Origin of the sequence: Nonomuraea sp. NPDC005692 (assembly GCF_040631115.1) — a bacterium.
GTDB lineage: Bacteria > Actinomycetota > Actinomycetes > Streptosporangiales > Streptosporangiaceae > Nonomuraea.
The window spans coordinates 24,513-39,768 of record NZ_JBEXYU010000049.1; the positions used below are offsets into that span (position 1 = coordinate 24,513).

At 74.0% G+C, this 15,256-nt stretch carries 16 protein-coding genes; 11 read left to right on the plus strand and 5 right to left on the minus strand.

Annotated elements, in window-relative coordinates; all coding sequences use genetic code 11:
* Positions 1–9: 9 nt before the first annotated feature.
* Genes ABZ459_RS49090 through ptsP form a run of 6 tightly spaced genes read left to right on the plus strand, consistent with a single transcriptional unit; the run spans position 10 to position 4,819 of the window.
* A complete protein-coding gene (locus ABZ459_RS49090; protein ID WP_357987181.1) occupies positions 10–1,170 on the plus strand; it encodes a PTS mannitol transporter subunit IICB in 1,161 nt (386 codons plus the stop codon).
* A 3-nt stretch (positions 1,171–1,173) separates the two neighbouring features.
* Complete coding sequence (locus ABZ459_RS49095) at positions 1,174–1,482, plus strand: PTS lactose transporter subunit IIB (RefSeq protein ID WP_357987184.1); 309 nt, start codon at positions 1,174–1,176, stop codon at positions 1,480–1,482.
* Positions 1,475–1,900 carry a PTS sugar transporter subunit IIA gene (locus ABZ459_RS49100; protein WP_357987186.1) on the plus strand — a complete coding sequence of 142 codons (426 nt, stop codon included), beginning with the start codon at positions 1,475–1,477 and terminating at the stop codon, positions 1,898–1,900. Before ABZ459_RS49095 ends, ABZ459_RS49100 begins: the two co-directional genes overlap by 8 nt.
* On the plus strand, positions 1,897–2,901 hold the full coding sequence (locus ABZ459_RS49105; protein ID WP_357987189.1) for a zinc-dependent dehydrogenase: 1,005 nt from the start codon (positions 1,897–1,899) through the stop codon (positions 2,899–2,901). Before ABZ459_RS49100 ends, ABZ459_RS49105 begins: the two co-directional genes overlap by 4 nt.
* Before the next feature lie 12 nt (positions 2,902–2,913).
* Complete coding sequence (locus ABZ459_RS49110; RefSeq protein ID WP_357987192.1) at positions 2,914–3,237, plus strand: HPr family phosphocarrier protein; 324 nt, start codon at positions 2,914–2,916, stop codon at positions 3,235–3,237.
* The gene (gene ptsP / locus ABZ459_RS49115) at positions 3,230–4,819 is read left to right on the plus strand and encodes a phosphoenolpyruvate--protein phosphotransferase (RefSeq protein ID WP_357987195.1); all 1,590 of its coding nucleotides are present in this window, start codon (positions 3,230–3,232) and stop codon (positions 4,817–4,819) included. The genes ABZ459_RS49110 and ptsP overlap by 8 nt, the downstream gene beginning before the upstream one ends.
* A 4-nt stretch (positions 4,820–4,823) precedes the next feature.
* Here ptsP and ABZ459_RS49120 read toward each other — a convergent pair whose 3' ends face one another.
* Both ABZ459_RS49120 and ABZ459_RS49125 read right to left on the minus strand, forming a co-directional pair.
* Complete coding sequence (locus tag ABZ459_RS49120) at positions 4,824–7,328, minus strand: ATP-dependent Clp protease ATP-binding subunit (RefSeq protein WP_357987198.1); 2,505 nt, start codon at positions 7,326–7,328, stop codon at positions 4,824–4,826.
* Positions 7,329–7,408: 80 nt separating this feature from the next.
* Positions 7,409–8,053, minus strand: a complete 645-nt coding sequence (locus tag ABZ459_RS49125) for an SDR family oxidoreductase (protein WP_357987201.1) — start codon at positions 8,051–8,053, stop codon at positions 7,409–7,411.
* A 24-nt stretch (positions 8,054–8,077) separates the two neighbouring features.
* Here ABZ459_RS49125 and ABZ459_RS49130 point away from each other — a divergent pair, with 24 nt between their 5' ends.
* Positions 8,078–8,770, plus strand: coding sequence for an HAD family hydrolase (locus ABZ459_RS49130; protein WP_357987279.1), 693 nt, complete (start codon positions 8,078–8,080; stop codon positions 8,768–8,770).
* 68 nt (positions 8,771–8,838) lie between these two features.
* The gene (gene gndA, locus ABZ459_RS49135) at positions 8,839–10,263 is read left to right on the plus strand and encodes an NADP-dependent phosphogluconate dehydrogenase (RefSeq protein WP_357987204.1); all 1,425 of its coding nucleotides are present in this window, start codon (positions 8,839–8,841) and stop codon (positions 10,261–10,263) included.
* 23 nt (positions 10,264–10,286) lie between these two features.
* On the opposite strand, the gene ABZ459_RS49140 is transcribed toward gndA, so the two are convergent.
* On the minus strand, positions 10,287–11,060 hold the full coding sequence (locus tag ABZ459_RS49140) for an acyl-CoA thioesterase domain-containing protein (RefSeq protein WP_357987207.1): 774 nt from the start codon (positions 11,058–11,060) through the stop codon (positions 10,287–10,289).
* A 7-nt stretch (positions 11,061–11,067) separates the two neighbouring features.
* Positions 11,068–12,012, minus strand: coding sequence for a YafY family protein (locus tag ABZ459_RS49145; RefSeq protein WP_357987210.1), 945 nt, complete (start codon positions 12,010–12,012; stop codon positions 11,068–11,070).
* Positions 12,013–12,062: 50 nt separating this feature from the next.
* On the opposite strand from ABZ459_RS49145, the gene ABZ459_RS49150 reads away from it, so the two are divergent.
* Positions 12,063–13,139 (plus strand): epoxide hydrolase family protein, encoded by a 1,077-nt coding sequence (locus ABZ459_RS49150; RefSeq protein WP_357987213.1) that lies wholly within the window; start codon positions 12,063–12,065, stop codon positions 13,137–13,139.
* On the opposite strand, the gene ABZ459_RS49155 is transcribed toward ABZ459_RS49150, so the two are convergent.
* The gene (locus ABZ459_RS49155) at positions 13,136–13,486 is read right to left on the minus strand and encodes a VOC family protein (protein WP_357987216.1); all 351 of its coding nucleotides are present in this window, start codon (positions 13,484–13,486) and stop codon (positions 13,136–13,138) included. The two genes, ABZ459_RS49150 and ABZ459_RS49155, sit on opposite strands and share 4 nt — an antisense overlap.
* A gap of 280 nt (positions 13,487–13,766) precedes the next feature.
* On the opposite strand from ABZ459_RS49155, the gene ABZ459_RS49160 reads away from it, so the two are divergent.
* Positions 13,767–14,669: an AraC family transcriptional regulator gene (locus ABZ459_RS49160; RefSeq protein ID WP_357987219.1), complete on the plus strand. Its 903-nt coding sequence runs from the start codon at positions 13,767–13,769 to the stop codon at positions 14,667–14,669.
* Positions 14,662–15,090: a type II toxin-antitoxin system PemK/MazF family toxin gene (locus tag ABZ459_RS49165; RefSeq protein WP_357987222.1), complete on the plus strand. Its 429-nt coding sequence runs from the start codon at positions 14,662–14,664 to the stop codon at positions 15,088–15,090. Before ABZ459_RS49160 ends, ABZ459_RS49165 begins: the two co-directional genes overlap by 8 nt.
* Positions 15,091–15,256 lie beyond the last annotated feature (166 nt).

The following is a 15,256-nucleotide window of genomic DNA, read 5'->3' on the forward strand; positions in this document are numbered from 1 at the left end:
AGCACGTCCATGGCCGACACTTACACCCCTCCGGTCCACGGCACCGGAGTCAAGGCCACCATCCAGCGCCTAGGCGGCCACCTGGCCGGGATGATCATGCCGAACATCGGCGCGTTCATCGCCTGGGGCCTGATCACCGCGCTGTTCATCCCCACCGGCTGGCTGCCGGACAAGGAGCTGGCCGCGCTGGTCGACCCGGTCATCAAGGCCCTGCTGCCGATCCTCATCGCCTACACCGGCGGCCGCATGGTCCACGGGCAGCGCGGCGCGGTCGTCGGCGCGGTGGCGGCGATGGGCGTGGTCGTGGGCTCGGACATCCCGATGTTCCTCGGCGCGATGATCGTCGGCCCGCTCGCCGCCGTGACTCTGAAATATGTGGACAAGTTCACTGAGCAGCGGACCCGGGCCGGGTTCGAGATGCTGGTGGACAACTTCACCGCCGGCATCGTGGGCGCCGCGATGGCCGTGGCCGGGGTGCTGGGCATCGGGCCGGTCGTCCGGGTCGTCACCGACGTGGCGGGCCAGGCGGTCGAGTGGCTGATCACCAACAACCTGCTGCCGGTGGCCTCGGTGCTGATCGAGCCGGCCAAGGTGCTGTTCCTGAACAACGCGGTCAACCACGGCGTGCTGGGGCCGCTGGGGGTGGCCGAGGCGGTGCGGCAGGGCAGATCGATCCTGTTCATGCTGGAGTCGAACCCCGGCCCTGGGCTCGGGCTGCTGGTGGCGTACCTGCTGTTCGGGACGCGTCCGCTGCGGCCGAGCACGCCCGCCGCGATGATCATCCACTTCTTCGGCGGCATCCACGAGATCTACTTCCCGTACGTGCTGATGAAGCCACGGCTCATCCTGGCCGTCATCGCGGGCGGGGCGGCCGGCGTGTTCACCTTCATGATCACCGGCGCGGGCCTGGTCGCCACCCCCTCGCCCGGCAGCATCTTCGCCTACCTCGCGGTGACGCCGCGCGGCGGCTGGCTCGGCTCGATCGCCGGGATCGCGGTGGCCACGGCCGTGTCGTTCGCCGTCGCCGCCGTGCTGCTGGGCTTCGGCCGGGGCGAGAAGGAGCCCGAGCCGGACGTCCCCGGCCCGCGGGACGCCGTCGCGGACCCGCCGCCCCCTGAGCCCGCGAGCACCGAACCCGTCAGGACCGAACCCGTCAGCAAGGAGGCGTGAGCCGTGGCCGGCATCGACAGCAAGGACATCCACAAGATCGTCGTGGCCTGCGACGCGGGCATGGGCAGCAGCGTCATGCTCGCCTCCCAGCTCCGCAAGCAGCTCAAGGGGAGCGGCGTCACCGTCGAGCACACCCCGGTGAACTCCATCCCCGCCGACGCCGACGTCGTCGTGTGCCACTCCGGGCTGGCCGCCAGGGCCAGGGCCGCCGCGCCGGGCAAGGCGCTGGTGTCCTTCCAGGTCTTCCTCGGCGACCCGGCGGTGACCGGGCTGGTGAACACCATCAGGAACGGCGGCACCGTCGATGCGTGAGGACCTGCTCGACGCGCGGGCGATCCGGCTGCACGAGAGCGCGGCCTCGCGCGAGGAGGCCGTCCGCCGGTGCGGGCGGGTGCTGGTGGAGGTGGGGGCGGTCGCGGAGCCGTACGTCGAGGCGATGCTCGAACGCGAGCGCACGATCTCCACCTACGTCGGCGAGGGGGTGGCCGTCCCGCACGGCACGGCCGCCGCCAAGCGGGACGTCACCCGCGACGCGATCTGCGTCGTGCGCTTCCCCGGCGGGATCGACTGGGACGGCGAGCGCGTCACGCTGTGCGTGGGCATCGCCGCCGCCGGCGACGGGCACGTGCCGCTGCTGGCGGCGCTGGCCGAGATCCTGCTCGACCCCGACCGGGCCAGGGCGTTGCGCGAGGCGACGGAGCCGGGCCAGGTGCTGAAGGAGCTGACGTGAAGGTAGCCAGGTTCCACGCCCCGGGCGACATCAGGATCGAGGACGCGCCGGAGCCGCCGGCCGGGCCGGGCGAGCTGAAGATCCGGGTGCGCAACTGCTCGACCTGCGGCACCGACGCCAAGATCTTCCGGTACGGCCACCACCACATCAGGCCGCCGCGCGTCATGGGCCACGAGATCGCCGGCGAGGTCGTGGGCACCGGGGCGCGGGTGCAGGTGATCGCCGCCATCCCGTGCGGGACGTGCGTGGAGTGCCGCCGGGGCCGCCTGACCGTCTGCCCGCGCCAGGAGTCGATGGGCTACCACTACGACGGCGGCTTCGCCGAGTACGTGGTCGTCCCGGCCAAGGTGGTGGCCGTGAACGGGGTGAACGCCGTACCCGACGGCGTCGGGTACGGCGAGGCGTCGGTGGCCGAGCCGCTGGCCTGCGTGCTCAACGGCCAGTCGCTGGCCGGGGTGGGCCCGGGCGACGACGTGGTGGTGATGGGCGCGGGCCCGATCGGCTGCCTGCACGTACGGCTGGCGCGGGCGCGCGGCGCGTCCCGGATCTTCCTCGTCGACGTCAACGCCGAGCGGCTGGCGATGGCGGCCGAGCTGGTGCGTCCCGACGCGGTGATCGACTCCGACGCCGTCGCACAGGTGCTCAAGCTGACCGGCGGCCGCGGCGCCGACGTCGTGATCACCGCGGCGGCCTCCGGCGCGGCCCAGGAGCAGGCGGTCCGGATGGCCGCCCGGCAGGGGCGCGTGAGCTTCTTCGGCGGGCTGCCGAAGGACGACCCGGTCATCGCCCTCGACGCCAACCTGGTCCACTACCGGGAGCTGACCATCGTGGGCGCGAACGGCTCCAGCCCCGCGCACAACGCCGAGGCCCTGCGCCTGGTGGCCGAGGGCGCCGTCGTGGTGTCCGACCTGATCACCCACCGGCTGCCGCTGCCCCGGGTGCTCGACGGGATCGACCTCGTCAGCACGGGCAAGGCGATCAAGGTGACGATAGAACCCTGAAGGAGGTTGGCGATGGCGAGTCGAACGGTGGCCGTGGCCTGCGCCGGCGGCCTGCACGCGCGTCCGGCGAAGGTGTTCGTGCGGGAGGCGGCCCGGCTCGGGGTGCCGGTGCGGGTGCGGCTCGGCGAGAAGTCGGTGCCGGCCGGCAGCATGCTGGGGGTGTTGTCGCTGGGCGCGGTGCAGGGCACGGTGGTGACGCTGGAGGCCGAGGGCGCGGGGGCCGAGGAGGCGCTCGACGCGCTGGCCGCCCTGCTCTCCCGCGACCTCGACGCCGCCCCCGCGCCCGGCGCGGCTGCGGCGACTGGGGCCGGGGCCGGTGAGGCGTGCGATGCCTGAGGCGACGCTGAAGGGCGTGGGAGTCAGCCAGGGCCGGGCCGCCGGGCCCGTGGTGCGGATGGCGGCCCCGCCCGTGCTGCCCGCCCCCCGCCGGGTCGCCGACCCCGGCGCCGAGACGGCCGCCGCCGCGAAGGCCCTCGACGCCCTCGCCGCCGACCTGGAACGCCGCGCCGCCCACGCGGAGGCCGAAGCGGCCGAGATCCTGGAGGCGCTGGCCATGATGGCCGCCGACCCGGAGCTGCGCGAACAGGCCGAGGCGCACGTGCGCGACGACGGCCTGGACGCCCCCCACGCCCTGGACGCCGCCTTCTCCGCGCACCAGGAGGCCCTGGCCGCGCTGGGCGGCTACCTCGCCGAACGGGCCGCCGACCTCGACGACCTCAGGTCCCGCGCGGTGGCCGCCGCCCTGGGCCTGCCCATGCCGGGCGTGCCCGACCCCGGCCATCCGTTCGTGCTGGTGGCCGGGGACCTGTCGCCCGCCGACACCGCCGGCCTGGGCCCGCGGGTGCTGGCGCTGGTCACCGAGCGCGGCGGGCCCACCAGCCACACCGCGATCCTGGCCCGCGGCCGGGGCCTGCCCGCCGTGGTGGCCTGCGCGGGCGTCCTGGACGTCCCCGACGGGACGATGATCGGCGTGGACGGCGTCACCGGCGAGGTCACGGTCGGCCTCACCGGCCCGGAGGCCGACCGCGTACAGGAGTCCGACCGGCGCGACCGGGAGCGGCTGGCGGCCGGCGCGGGCCCCGGCAGGACCGCCGACGGCCACCCGGTGAGGCTGCTGCACAACATCGGCTCGGCCGCGGACCTGCGGCCGGGCGCGGAGGGCGTGGGCCTGTTCCGCACCGAGTTCCTGTTCCTCGACCGCAGGCGGCCGCCCTCCCACGAGGAGCAGGTCGCCGCGTACGCGGAGGTGTTCGCCGGGGGCGGGCCGGTGACCGTGCGCACGCTCGACGCCGGCACCGACAAGCCGCTGCCCTTCCTCGGCCTGCCGGCCGAGCCCAACCCGGCGCTGGGCGTGCGCGGCCTGCGCGTCGACCGCGTGCTGCCCGGCGTCCTGGACGCCCAGCTCGACGCCATCGCCGAGGCCGCCCGCGCCACGGGCGCCGACGTGCGGGTGATGGCCCCCATGGTGACCACCGCGCGCGAGGCGGCCGACTTCGCCTGCCGCGTGCGCGCCCGCGGCATCGCCCGCGCGGGCGTGATGGTCGAGGTGCCCGCCGCCGCCCTCCAGGCCGACGAGCTGCTGGCCGAGGTGGACTTCCTCAGCGTCGGCACCAACGACCTGGCCCAGTACACCTTCGCCGCCGACCGGCAGCATCCCGGCCTGTCCGACCTGCTCGACCCGGCTCAGCCCGCCCTGCTGCGGCTGGTCGGCATGTGCGCCGAGGCCGGGCTGCGGGCGGGCAAGCCGGTCGGGGTGTGCGGCGAGGCCGCCGGCGACCCGGCGGTCGCGCCGCTGCTGGTGGGGCTCGGGGTGTCGAGCCTGTCGATGGCCCCGGTGTGCGTGCCCGTCGTCCGCGAGGCGCTGGCGGCCCTCACCCTGGAGGAGTGCCGCGAGCGCGTCCGCGCGCCGCGGCGCTGACCGGTCAGCCGACCGGCTCGGGGTTGTGGGCCCTGAGCCGGAGCCGGTCGTCCTCGACGTCCACCGTGACCTTGCCGCCCTCGCCCACCTCGCCGGTCAGCAGCATCGTGGACAGGCGGTTGTCCAGTTCCCGCTGCACGGTGCGACGCAGCGGGCGGGCGCCGAACTCGGGCTGGTAGCCGCGCCGGGCCAGCCAGTCCTTGGCCTCGTCGCTGACCTCCAGGGTGACGTCCTGGCCGCGCAGCCGCTGCCGGGTGCGCTCCAGCAGCAGGTCCACGATCTGGCGCAGCTGCTCGCGTTCCAGCCGCTTGAAGACGATCACCTCGTCGATGCGGTTGAGCAGCTCGGGGCGCAGGGAGTGGCGCAGCAGGTCCATGAGCTCGTCCTGGAGCTGCGGGGTGTCGCCCTCGGCGTCCAGGATGAGCTGGGCGCCGATGTTGCTGGTCATGATGACGATGGTGTTGGTGAAGTCGACCGTGCGGCCCTGGCCGTCGGTCAGCCGGCCGTCGTCGAGCATCTGCAGCAGGATGTTCATGACGTCGGGGTGGGCCTTCTCGATCTCGTCGAGCAGGACGACGCCGTGCGGGCGGCGGCGGACGGCCTCGGTGAGCTGGCCGGCCTCCTCGTAGCCGACGTACCCGGGGGGCGCGCCGATCAGGCGGGAGACGGTGTGCCGCTCCTGGAACTCGCTCATGTCGATGCGCACCATGTGGTCCTCGCCGCCGAACAGCGCGGCGGCCAGCGCCCTGGCCAGCTCGGTCTTGCCGACCCCGGTCGGGCCGAGGAACAGGAAGCTGCCGATGGGCCGGTTGGGGTCCGACAGGCCCGCCCTGGCCCTGCGCACCGCCTCGGCGATCGCGACGACGGCCTCGTCCTGGCCGATGACCCGCTCGTGCAGGTGCTCCTCCAGCCGCATCAGGCGCTCGCGCTCCTGCTCGGTGAGCTGGGTGACGGGAATGCCGGTACGCCGGGAGACGACCTCGGCGATGTCCTCCACCATGACCTGCGGGACGGTGTCGTGGCCCTGCCGGGCGCGATCCAGCTCGGGACGGAGCTTGTCGATCTGGACGGTGAGCTCCTTGGCCCGGTCGAAGTCGTCGGAGGTGACCGCCTGGTCCTTGTCGCGGCGCAGCGCGTCGAGGCGTTCCTCCAGCTCGCGCACGTCGCTGTCGGGGGCGCGTGAGCGCAGCCGGACCCAGGCCGAGGCCTGGTCCATCAGGTCGATGGCCTTGTCGGGCAGGAAACGGTCGGGGATGTAGCGGGCAGAGAGGTTGGCGGCGGCGTCCAGGGCCTCGTCGGTGATGCGCACCTGATGGTGGGCCTCGTACGCGTCGCGCAGCCCGGCCAGGATCTCGACCGTCTGCTCGACGGTGGGCTCGCTGACCAGGATGGGCTGGAAACGGCGTTCGAGCGCGGCGTCCTTCTCGATGTTCTTGCGGTACTCGTCGATGGTGGTGGCGGCGATGACGTGCAGCTCGCCGCGGGCCAGGGCGGGCTTGAGGATGTTGGCCGCGTCCATGCCGCCCTCGGCCGAGCCGGCGCCGACCAGGGTGTGCACCTCGTCGATGAAGACGATGGTCTCGTCGGCGTGCGCGCGCACCTCGTCGATGACCTTCTTGATGCGCTCCTCGAACTCGCCCCGGTACTTCGACCCGGCGACCATGCCGGTCAGGTCGAGCGCGACGACGCGGCGGTCCTTGAGCGTGTCGGGCACGCTGCCGTTGACGATGCGCTGGGCGATGCCCTCGACGATGGCGGTCTTGCCGACGCCGGGCTCGCCGATCAGGCACGGGTTGTTCTTGGTGCGCCGCGAGAGCACCTCGATGGCCTGCTCGATCTCGTCCTCACGACCGACGACCGGGTCGATCCTGCCCTGCCTGGCCTCCTCGGTCAGGTCGCGGCCGTACTCGTCGAGCGCGGGGGTGTCGGTGGGCTGCCGCCCGTCGCCGTGCTGCTGACGGGACGCGCCGGACATGATGGCCTGCTGCAGCTCGTTGGCCGAGACGCCCTGCTCCTGGAGCAGGCGGGCGGCGCCGGAGTCGGGGTTGGCGGCCACGGCGAGCAGCAGGTGCTCGGGGCCGATGTAGGAGGACTGGAGGGCGCGGGAGATGCGCTGGGCGTCCAGGACGGCGCGTTTGGCCGCCGGGGTGAGCGTGGTGGGCGGCTCGGTCCCGGTGCCGGGTCCGGTCAGGGCGTCGATGCGGTCGCGCAGCCTGCCGAGGTCGACGCCCGCCGCCTGCATCAGGGGACGGGTGGCGTCGGACTCGGTCAGCGCGTCGAGGATGTCCAGGACGTCCATGTCCTGCGCGCCGCGCTGCCCGGCCACCTCCAGGGCCCGGCTGAGCACCTCCCTGGCCGAGGCGCTGAGCAGCTTGCCCACGTCGACCCGCTGCACGCTGGGACGCGACGGCGGCCAGCCTTCCATCCCGCCGAACACCCGTCCGGTGAGCTCCTCGAACCCCCTGAACGGATCTCCCCCGAAGAACGACCTGAACGGCATGTCGGACATTGATCTCCCCCTAGTGCATCAGGGGGACATCTAGCCGAAGAAGCCGCAACTCATAGCCAGCAATCGGCAAAGGGGACGTATTACTCAGTGGCCACCAGGTCGATGACGGGCGTTTCGCCGGAGACGAGCTCCAGCGTGCGATGCGCGGTGCCCGGGTTCTCCAGCAGCGCCATGACGACGGCGGCCACGTCGTCGCGCGGCACCGAGCCGGGCGGCACCTCGGGGGCCAGCCGGACCAGGCCCGTGCCGGGCTCGTCGGTCAGGCGGCCGGGGCGCAGGATCGTCCAGGCCAGGCCGTCGCGGGCGCGCAGGTCGTCCTCGGCGGCGGTCTTGGCCTCGATGTAGGCGGCCCAGACCGGGTCGCTGCCCGGCGCGGGCGGGCGCCCCGCGCCTATCGAGGAGATCTGGATGAACCGCCGCACGCCCGCCCGCTCGGCGGCGTCGGCCATCAGGACGGACGCGGCCCGGTCGACGGTGTCCTTGCGGGCCGCGCCGCTGCCCGGACCGGCGCCGGCCGCGAAGATCACGGCGTCGGCGTCGCGCAGGATCTCCGCCACCTCGTCGGCGGTGGCCTTCTCCAGGTCGCACAGCACGGCCGCGGCCCCCGTGGCCTCGACGTCGGCCACGTGCGCGGGGTTGCGCACCAGGCCGACCGCGCCGGACCTGAGCCGCTCGGCCAGCCGCAGCGCGATCTTGCCGTGCCCACCCGCGATGATGATCCGCATACCTCCCATGGTGTCATGGACGTCATGAACGACTTCCCGCAGGCCCCCACGCCCGCGTTCCTGTTCGACCTGGACGGCACCCTGATCGACAGCGTCTACCAGCACGTCATCGCCTGGCGGCAGGCGCTGTCCGGGATGGGGATCGACCTGTCGGTGTGGCGCATCCACCGGCGCATCGGCATGAGCGGCGGCCTGTTCGTCAGCGCGCTGCTGCGCGAGACCGGGCTGAAGCTGAGCCAGGAGCAGATCGACCAGTTGCAGGTCACCCACGCCGAGGCGTACGAGCAGCAGGTGGAGTCGGTCCGGCCGCTGCCGGGGGCGGCCGAGCTGCTCGGCGAGCTGACCGCGCGCGGCGTGCCGTGGGCCATCGCGACCAGCGGCTACGCCCGTACGGCCCGGCTCGCGCTGGGCATGCTCGGCCTGCCGGAGGACACCCCGATGGTCACCCGCGACCTGGTGCGGCGGGCCAAGCCGGACCCGGATCTGTTCCTGGCCGGTGCGGCGCTCGTCCAGGTGGACCCGCTGCATGCGATGGTGGTGGGCGACAGCGTCTGGGACCTGCTGGCCGCCCGCCGGGCGGGCGCGCTCGGCATCGGGCTGCTGTCCGGTGGATATGGCAGGGACGAGCTCGAACGCGCCGGAGCCTTCCGCGTGTACGCCGATCCGGCGGACATGCTCGACAGGCTGGACGAGCTCGGCGTGCGCTCCCCGTCCTGAGCGAAGGGGGAATATCTCGCCGAACCTCCCAGCTTGATCGTGCGTATCCCCCACAGAGGAGCATTGAGATGGATTTGGCAGACATCGGCGTGACCGGCCTGGCCACCATGGGGCGCAACCTGGCCAGGAACCTGGCCAGGCACGGATACGCCGTCGCCGTGCACAACCGCACGACGGCCCGCACCCAGCAGCTGGTCAGGGAGTTCGGCGGGGAGGGCACGTTCGTGCCGGCCGAGGAGCTGGCCGCTTTCGTGGCGTCGCTGAAGCGGCCGCGGCGGGCGATCATCATGGTGAAGGCCGGCCCCGGCACCGACGCGGTGATCGACCAGCTGGCCGAGCTGATGGAGCCGGGCGACATGATCGTCGACGGTGGCAACGCGCATTTCCAGGACACCCGGCGGCGTGAGGCGGCGCTGCGCGAGCGCGGCATCCATTTCGTCGGCACCGGCATCTCCGGCGGCGAGGAGGGCGCGCTGCTCGGCCCGAGCATCATGCCGGGCGGCTCGAAGGAGTCGTGGGAGGCGCTGGGCCCGATCCTGCAGGACATCTCCGCCAAGGTGGACGGGGTGCCGTGCGCGGTGCACGTCGGCCCCGACGGCGCGGGGCACTTCGTGAAGATGGTCCACAACGGCATCGAGTACTCGGACATGCAGCTCATCGCCGAGTCCTACGACCTGCTGCGCCAGGCCCTGGGGGCGACGCCGGCCGAGCTGGCCGAGGTGTTCAGGGAGTGGAACCGGGGCGACCTGGACTCGTACCTGATCGAGATCACCGCCGAGGTGCTGGAGCAGGTCGACGCGGCCACGGGCAGGCCGTTCGTGGACGTCGTGGTGGACCAGGCCGAGCAGAAGGGCACCGGCCGCTGGACCGTGCAGAGCGCGCTCGACCTGGGCGTGCCGGTGACCGGCATCGCCGAGGCGGTCTTCGCCCGCGCGTTGTCGGGCCACCCGGAGCAGCGGGCCGCCGCCGCGTCGCTGGAGGGCCCGCAGCTGTCCGGCGTCGGCGGCCGCGAGCTGATCGAGGACGTGCGCCAGGCCCTGTACGCGTCCAAGATCGTCGCCTACGCGCAGGGCTTCGACCAGATCGCCGCCGCCTCCAAGGAGTACGGCTGGGACGTCGACCCGGGCGCCATGGCCACCATCTGGCGCGGCGGCTGCATCATCAGGGCCAAGTTCCTCGACCGCATCCGCGCCGCCTACGACGCCGACCGGCAGCTGCCGACGCTGCTGGCCGACCCGACCTTCGCCGCCGTGCTGAACGCCGCACAGGACGCGTGGCGGCGCGTGGTGACCACGGCCGTGCGGATCGGCGTGCCGACGCCGGGCTTCTCCTCCGCGCTGGCCTACTACGACGGGCTGCGCCGCGACCGCCTGCCGGCCGCGCTGGTGCAGGGGCTGCGCGACTACTTCGGCGCGCACACCTACCACCGGGTGGACCGGGAGGGCGTCTTCCACACCGACTGGTCGGGCGACCGCGCCGAGCACCCCGCCTGACCGCCCCCAGGGCTGGGCGGACGTCAGCGGCCGGTCAGGGCGACCGGGTTGGCCACCGCCGTGACCGCGCAGAACCCGATCGGGCCGGCCGTGTCGTGCAGGGTGACCTGGCCGGTCGCGACGCCGCCGGCGCTGAGGTGCCCGGTGGCCTCGACGCCGATCAGCTCGCCCTCGGGCAGCCGGGCGAGCGTCAGCGTGTAGTCGGCGTTGATGAAGCTGACGCCCGCCGAGCCGACGTTGGCCAGCGGGCTGGCGAAGTCGGCGGCCAGGGCGGCGCGGGTGAGCGGTGTCAGCGGCTCGTCGTCCACCAGCGGGTGGGTCTCCCGCAGCCACACCCGGTCGCGCCCGCCCTGCCCCCACTCGGTCAGCCGCCACAGGTCGAACGGCGGCTTCCAGCCCTGCCCCTCGGCCGGGTCGCCGGCGGGCGGCGGCTCGTCCCAGGCTGGCGTGTGCGGCAGCCGGCCGCCGGGCTGCTCGCCCTGCCGGAGCAGCACGGCCGAGGCCCGGCCGATCACGCCCTGTTCGGTGGAGAGCACGGCGTCGGCGACCCGGATCCGCCGCCCGTCCCTGACCAGGGTGGTCACCACCGTGACCGGCAGCATGGGGCTGTTGCGGAACAGGTCGACGGTCAGCCTGGCGAAGTGCAGGCCGGGCTCGGCGTGCCGCTCCTCCAGGGCGCCGGCCGCCAGGCCGCCGAGCAGACGGCCGTGGAGCATGTCGGGGGACCAGGGGCTGCGCGCGTGCGGGGCGGGCACGAACTCGCCCTCCTTGCGCGTGAAGAACGCTGACGTCGCCATGACCGAATCATATTCTGGAAGAGAGCAGCCGCCGTCCCAGCGCGTGCAGGCGCTCCTTCAGCTCGGCCGGTTCGAGCACCTCGAAGTCGAGGTCGAGGAAGGCCACGGCCACGGCCATCAGGTGCAGGTCGTCGCCGCGCATGGTGAGCACGCAGGTGGTCTCGTCCACCGGCTCGACCTCGCCGCCGATGCGGCCGGCCAGCCGTCCGGCCGGGGCGCGGATCAGGAAGCGGGCCTGGACCGGCCACATCTGGTGGCCGAGCCGGTGCCGCACCCAGGCGGCGACGTCGGCCTCCGGCGGCTCGCGCGGGGCGAAACGCGGGCCGTTGGGCGTGCGCACCTCGATCCGGTCGGCCCGGTACGTGCGCCAGTCGTGGCGGTCGACGTCCCAGCCGACCAGGTACCAGCGGCTGCCCTTGCTGACCAGGCTGTGCGGCTCGGCCTTGCGCAGCGTGACGGCGCCCTCGTGGTCGGTGTAGTCGAAGCGGAGCTGCTCGCGGTCGCGGCAGGCGGCGGTGATGCGGGTCAGCAGCTCGGGGTCGACCGTCGGGCCCCGCCCGCCGACGCGCACGGTGTGCGTCTGCAGGGCGTTCACGCGCTGCCGCAGGCGGGCGGGCAGCACCTGTTCGAGCTTGGCCAGGGCGCGCAGCGAGGTCTCCTCGATGCCGGTCACCGTGCCGCCGGCGGCCGTGCGCAGGCCGACCGCGACCGCCACGGCCTCCTCGTCGTCGAGCAGCAGCGGCGGCAGCTCCGCGCCGGGGCCGAGCCGGTAGCCGCCGGCCACCCCCGGCGTGGAGCCCACCGGGTAGCCGAGGCTGCGCAGCCGGTCGATGTCGCGGCGCAGCGTGCGCGGGGCCACGCCGAGCCGTTGCGACAGCTCCGCGCCGGGCCACTCGCGCCGGGTCTGCAGGAGCGAGAGCAGGCGCAGGAGCCGCGCCGAGGTGTCGAGCACGGGTCCATTGTGGCCCGATCCTGGCCGCAATGCTGCCTAGCGTGGGCGGCATGAACCGATTCGTCATCGACATCCCGCAGTCCGCGCTCGACGACCTGCGGGCGCGGCTGGGCCGTACGCGGTGGCCGGACGCCCTGGAGGGGGTCGGCTGGTCGTACGGCGTGCCGCCCGAGGCCGTGCGCGAGCTGGCCGCGTACTGGCTGGACGGCTACGACTGGCGGGCGCACGAGGCGCGGCTCAACGAGCTGCCGCAGCTCACGACCGAGATCGACGGCCAGCGCGTGCACTTCGCCCACGTACGTTCGCCACGCCCCGGCGCGCTGCCGCTGCTGCTGACGCACGGCTGGCCGAGCACGTTCGCCGACTTCTCCCGCGTGGCCGAGCCGCTCAGCCGCGACTTCCACCTCGTCATCCCGTCAGTGCCCGGGTTCGCCTTCTCCGGCCCCACCGCCGAGACCGGCTGGGGCGTGCGCCGGGTCGCCGCCGCCTGGATCGAGCTCATGGACCGTCTCGGCTACGACCGGTACGGCCTGCAGGGCGGCGACTTCGGCTCGCTCGTCTCGCCCGCCCTGGCCCGGATGGCCCCTGAGCGCGTGGCGGGTGTTCACCTGAACGCGCTCACGGCGTTCGTCTCCGACGACCTGGACGGCCTGACCGAGGCCGAGACCGAACGCGCCCGGCGGATCGAGCGCTGGCACCGCGAGTTCTCCGGGTACGCCGCCGTCCAGAGCACCAGGCCGCAGACCCTCGCCTACGCCCTGGCCGACTCCCCGGCCGGCCAGCTCGCCTGGCACCTGGACGCGTTCGCGAGCTGGGGCCAGGACGCCGGCGGGGTCGCCCCCGACGACGTCCTGACCAACGTCACCATCACCTGGCTGACCGGCACCGCCGGCTCCTCCGCGCGCCTGTACCGCGAGAGCGGCGGCGACTGGGCGCCGCCCGCCGAGCCCGGCAGGACGCCGACGGCCGTGGCCGTCTTCCCCGGCGACAGCACGGTCCGCCGCTACGCCGAGCGCTCCCACAACGTGGTGCGCTGGTCGGAGCCGGCGCGCGGCGGCCACTACGCCGCCCTGCAGGCCCCCGACCTGCTGGCCGAGGACGTCAGGTCGTTCTTCGCCGAGCTCTAGCCCGGCATCACGCAGAACGGGTGGCCCTCGGGGTCGAGCACGACCGTCCAGTCGTCGCCGCCCGGCTGGTGGTCGGGCAGGGTGGCGCCCAGGGCGACCAGCGTCCGCCTGGCCTCCTCCACGTCGGGGACGGTGAGGTCGAGGTGCACGTGCTTGCCGTCGTTGGGCCAGCCCGGTCCTCGGTAGCCGTCGATCCGCTGGAAGGCCAGCGGCACGGGGCCGCCGGTGACGGTGGCGTAGTCGGAGTCGGAGTCGCCTACCTGCCAGCCGGTCGCCTTGGCGTAGAAGCCGGCCAGGGCGACGGGGTCGGCGCAGTCGAAGACCATGGAGGACATCCCTGTTGTCATGCCACCACCCTGCCGGTGACGCCCCCCCAGGGTCTTGAACATCCTTGCACCCAGCCGCCCACCCCACCGCCGCCCACCGGCCGCCCCCCCCTCGCAACCACACGCCTCCGCCGCACCCGGCCCACGCCGCACGCCCCCCCGCGCCCTACGCCCGCCGCATACCGCCATGCCTCCTCCGTGTACCCCAGCCGACGCGTACCCCGGAGGCCGCAGAGGTCGTCGAAGGCCCCGAGCCGTGCCGAGGGCGAGATTGTCGGTGGTGGGGCGTAACGTTCGGCGGGTGCGATCCTCCAAGCTGCTGGTCCGTGGGAAGGGCTTCACCCTCGACCTGGTGACCTGCGTCGACGACCACCGCGGATGGTCACGGCCCGAGGTGGGCCGGGCCCACCGCATGGTGCTGGTCCACCGGGGCGCGTTCCGCCGCATGGCCGACGGCCGCCAGGCCGCCGTCGACCCGACGATGGCCTACCTCGGGGCGCCCGGCGAGGAGGAACGCTTCGCCCACCCGGCGGGCGGCGACGTCTGCACCTCCCTCTCCCTGTCCCCCGCCCTCTGGCGCACGCTGGCGGGCGACGCCACCCGCCTGGCCCGCTCGACGGTCTACGTCGACGCCCGCTTCGAGCTCGCGCACCGCCGCCTGCTGGCCGCAGCCCGCGTGGGAGACCCCGACTTCGCCCTGGTGGAATCCCTGCTGTCGCTGACCGGCGCCACCCTCAACCAGCTGGCCGGGCCCGCCACCCCGGCCACCACAGAGGGGGCGGCCGCGGCGCATCGGCCCGCCCCGTCCCCCGCCCGCTCCACCGCGGCCATCGCCGCCGCCGCCCGCGAGGCGATCTCGGCCGATCATCCGGCGGCCGCCGGCCTGTTGCCGCTGGCCGAGTTCCTGGCCGTCTCCCCCTACCGGCTCAGCCGGGCCTTCACCCGCGAGCTGGGCGTCTCGCTGACCCACTACCGCAACCGGGTGCGCGTGAGCCGGGCGCTCGACCGCCTGGAGAGCGGCGAGACCGGCCTGGCCGCGCTCGCCGCCGACCTCGGGTTCGCCGACCAGGCCCACCTGACCCGTACGATCCGCCGCCACGTCGGCCACACCCCGACGGTCCTACGCCGCCTGCTGACCTCCCCCGCTGCCCTCGGGCGGGTGGATTTCGGGTCGCCTGCCGCCGTAAGCTCCCCCAATGCGTGATCTAGGTGAGGACCCCCGGCCCGCCCGGGGCGTCGTACGCGAGGTCCACTCGCTCAGCGGTCCCGTCTCTCTGGCCTACTCCCCCGACCTCGACGGCCTGGCCGATCCGGGGGAGATCGTGTGGGCGTGGGTGCCGTACGAGGAGGATCCGTCGCGGGGCAAGGACCGGCCGCTGCTGGTCGTGGGCCGTACGGGGCGCAGGCTGCTCGGCATGATGTTGTCCAGCAAGGGCGACGACGGCTCCGACTGGCTGGAGGTCGGCGCGTGGGGCCGCGACGGGCGGGTGTCGTACCTGCGGCTCGACCGGGTCTTCGTGCTGGACGAGGACGACATCCGCCGCGAGGGCGCGGTGCTCGACGGCGACCGGTTCGCGCGAGTGGCCTCCGTCCTCATGCAGAAGCACGGGTGGGGCGTGGGCTGACCCGGTGCGGTCGGCGCCCGCCCCGACCCGCGCCCGTGCCCGCCGCGGTCCTGCCCGCCCCGGTCCTGCCCACACAGGTCTTGCCCGCACCGGCCCGCTCCCGCAGTGGCGGGCGTTCCTGTGGTTGGTGGCGGTCCTGCAGTTGGTGGCGGGCGGTCCTGTAGGA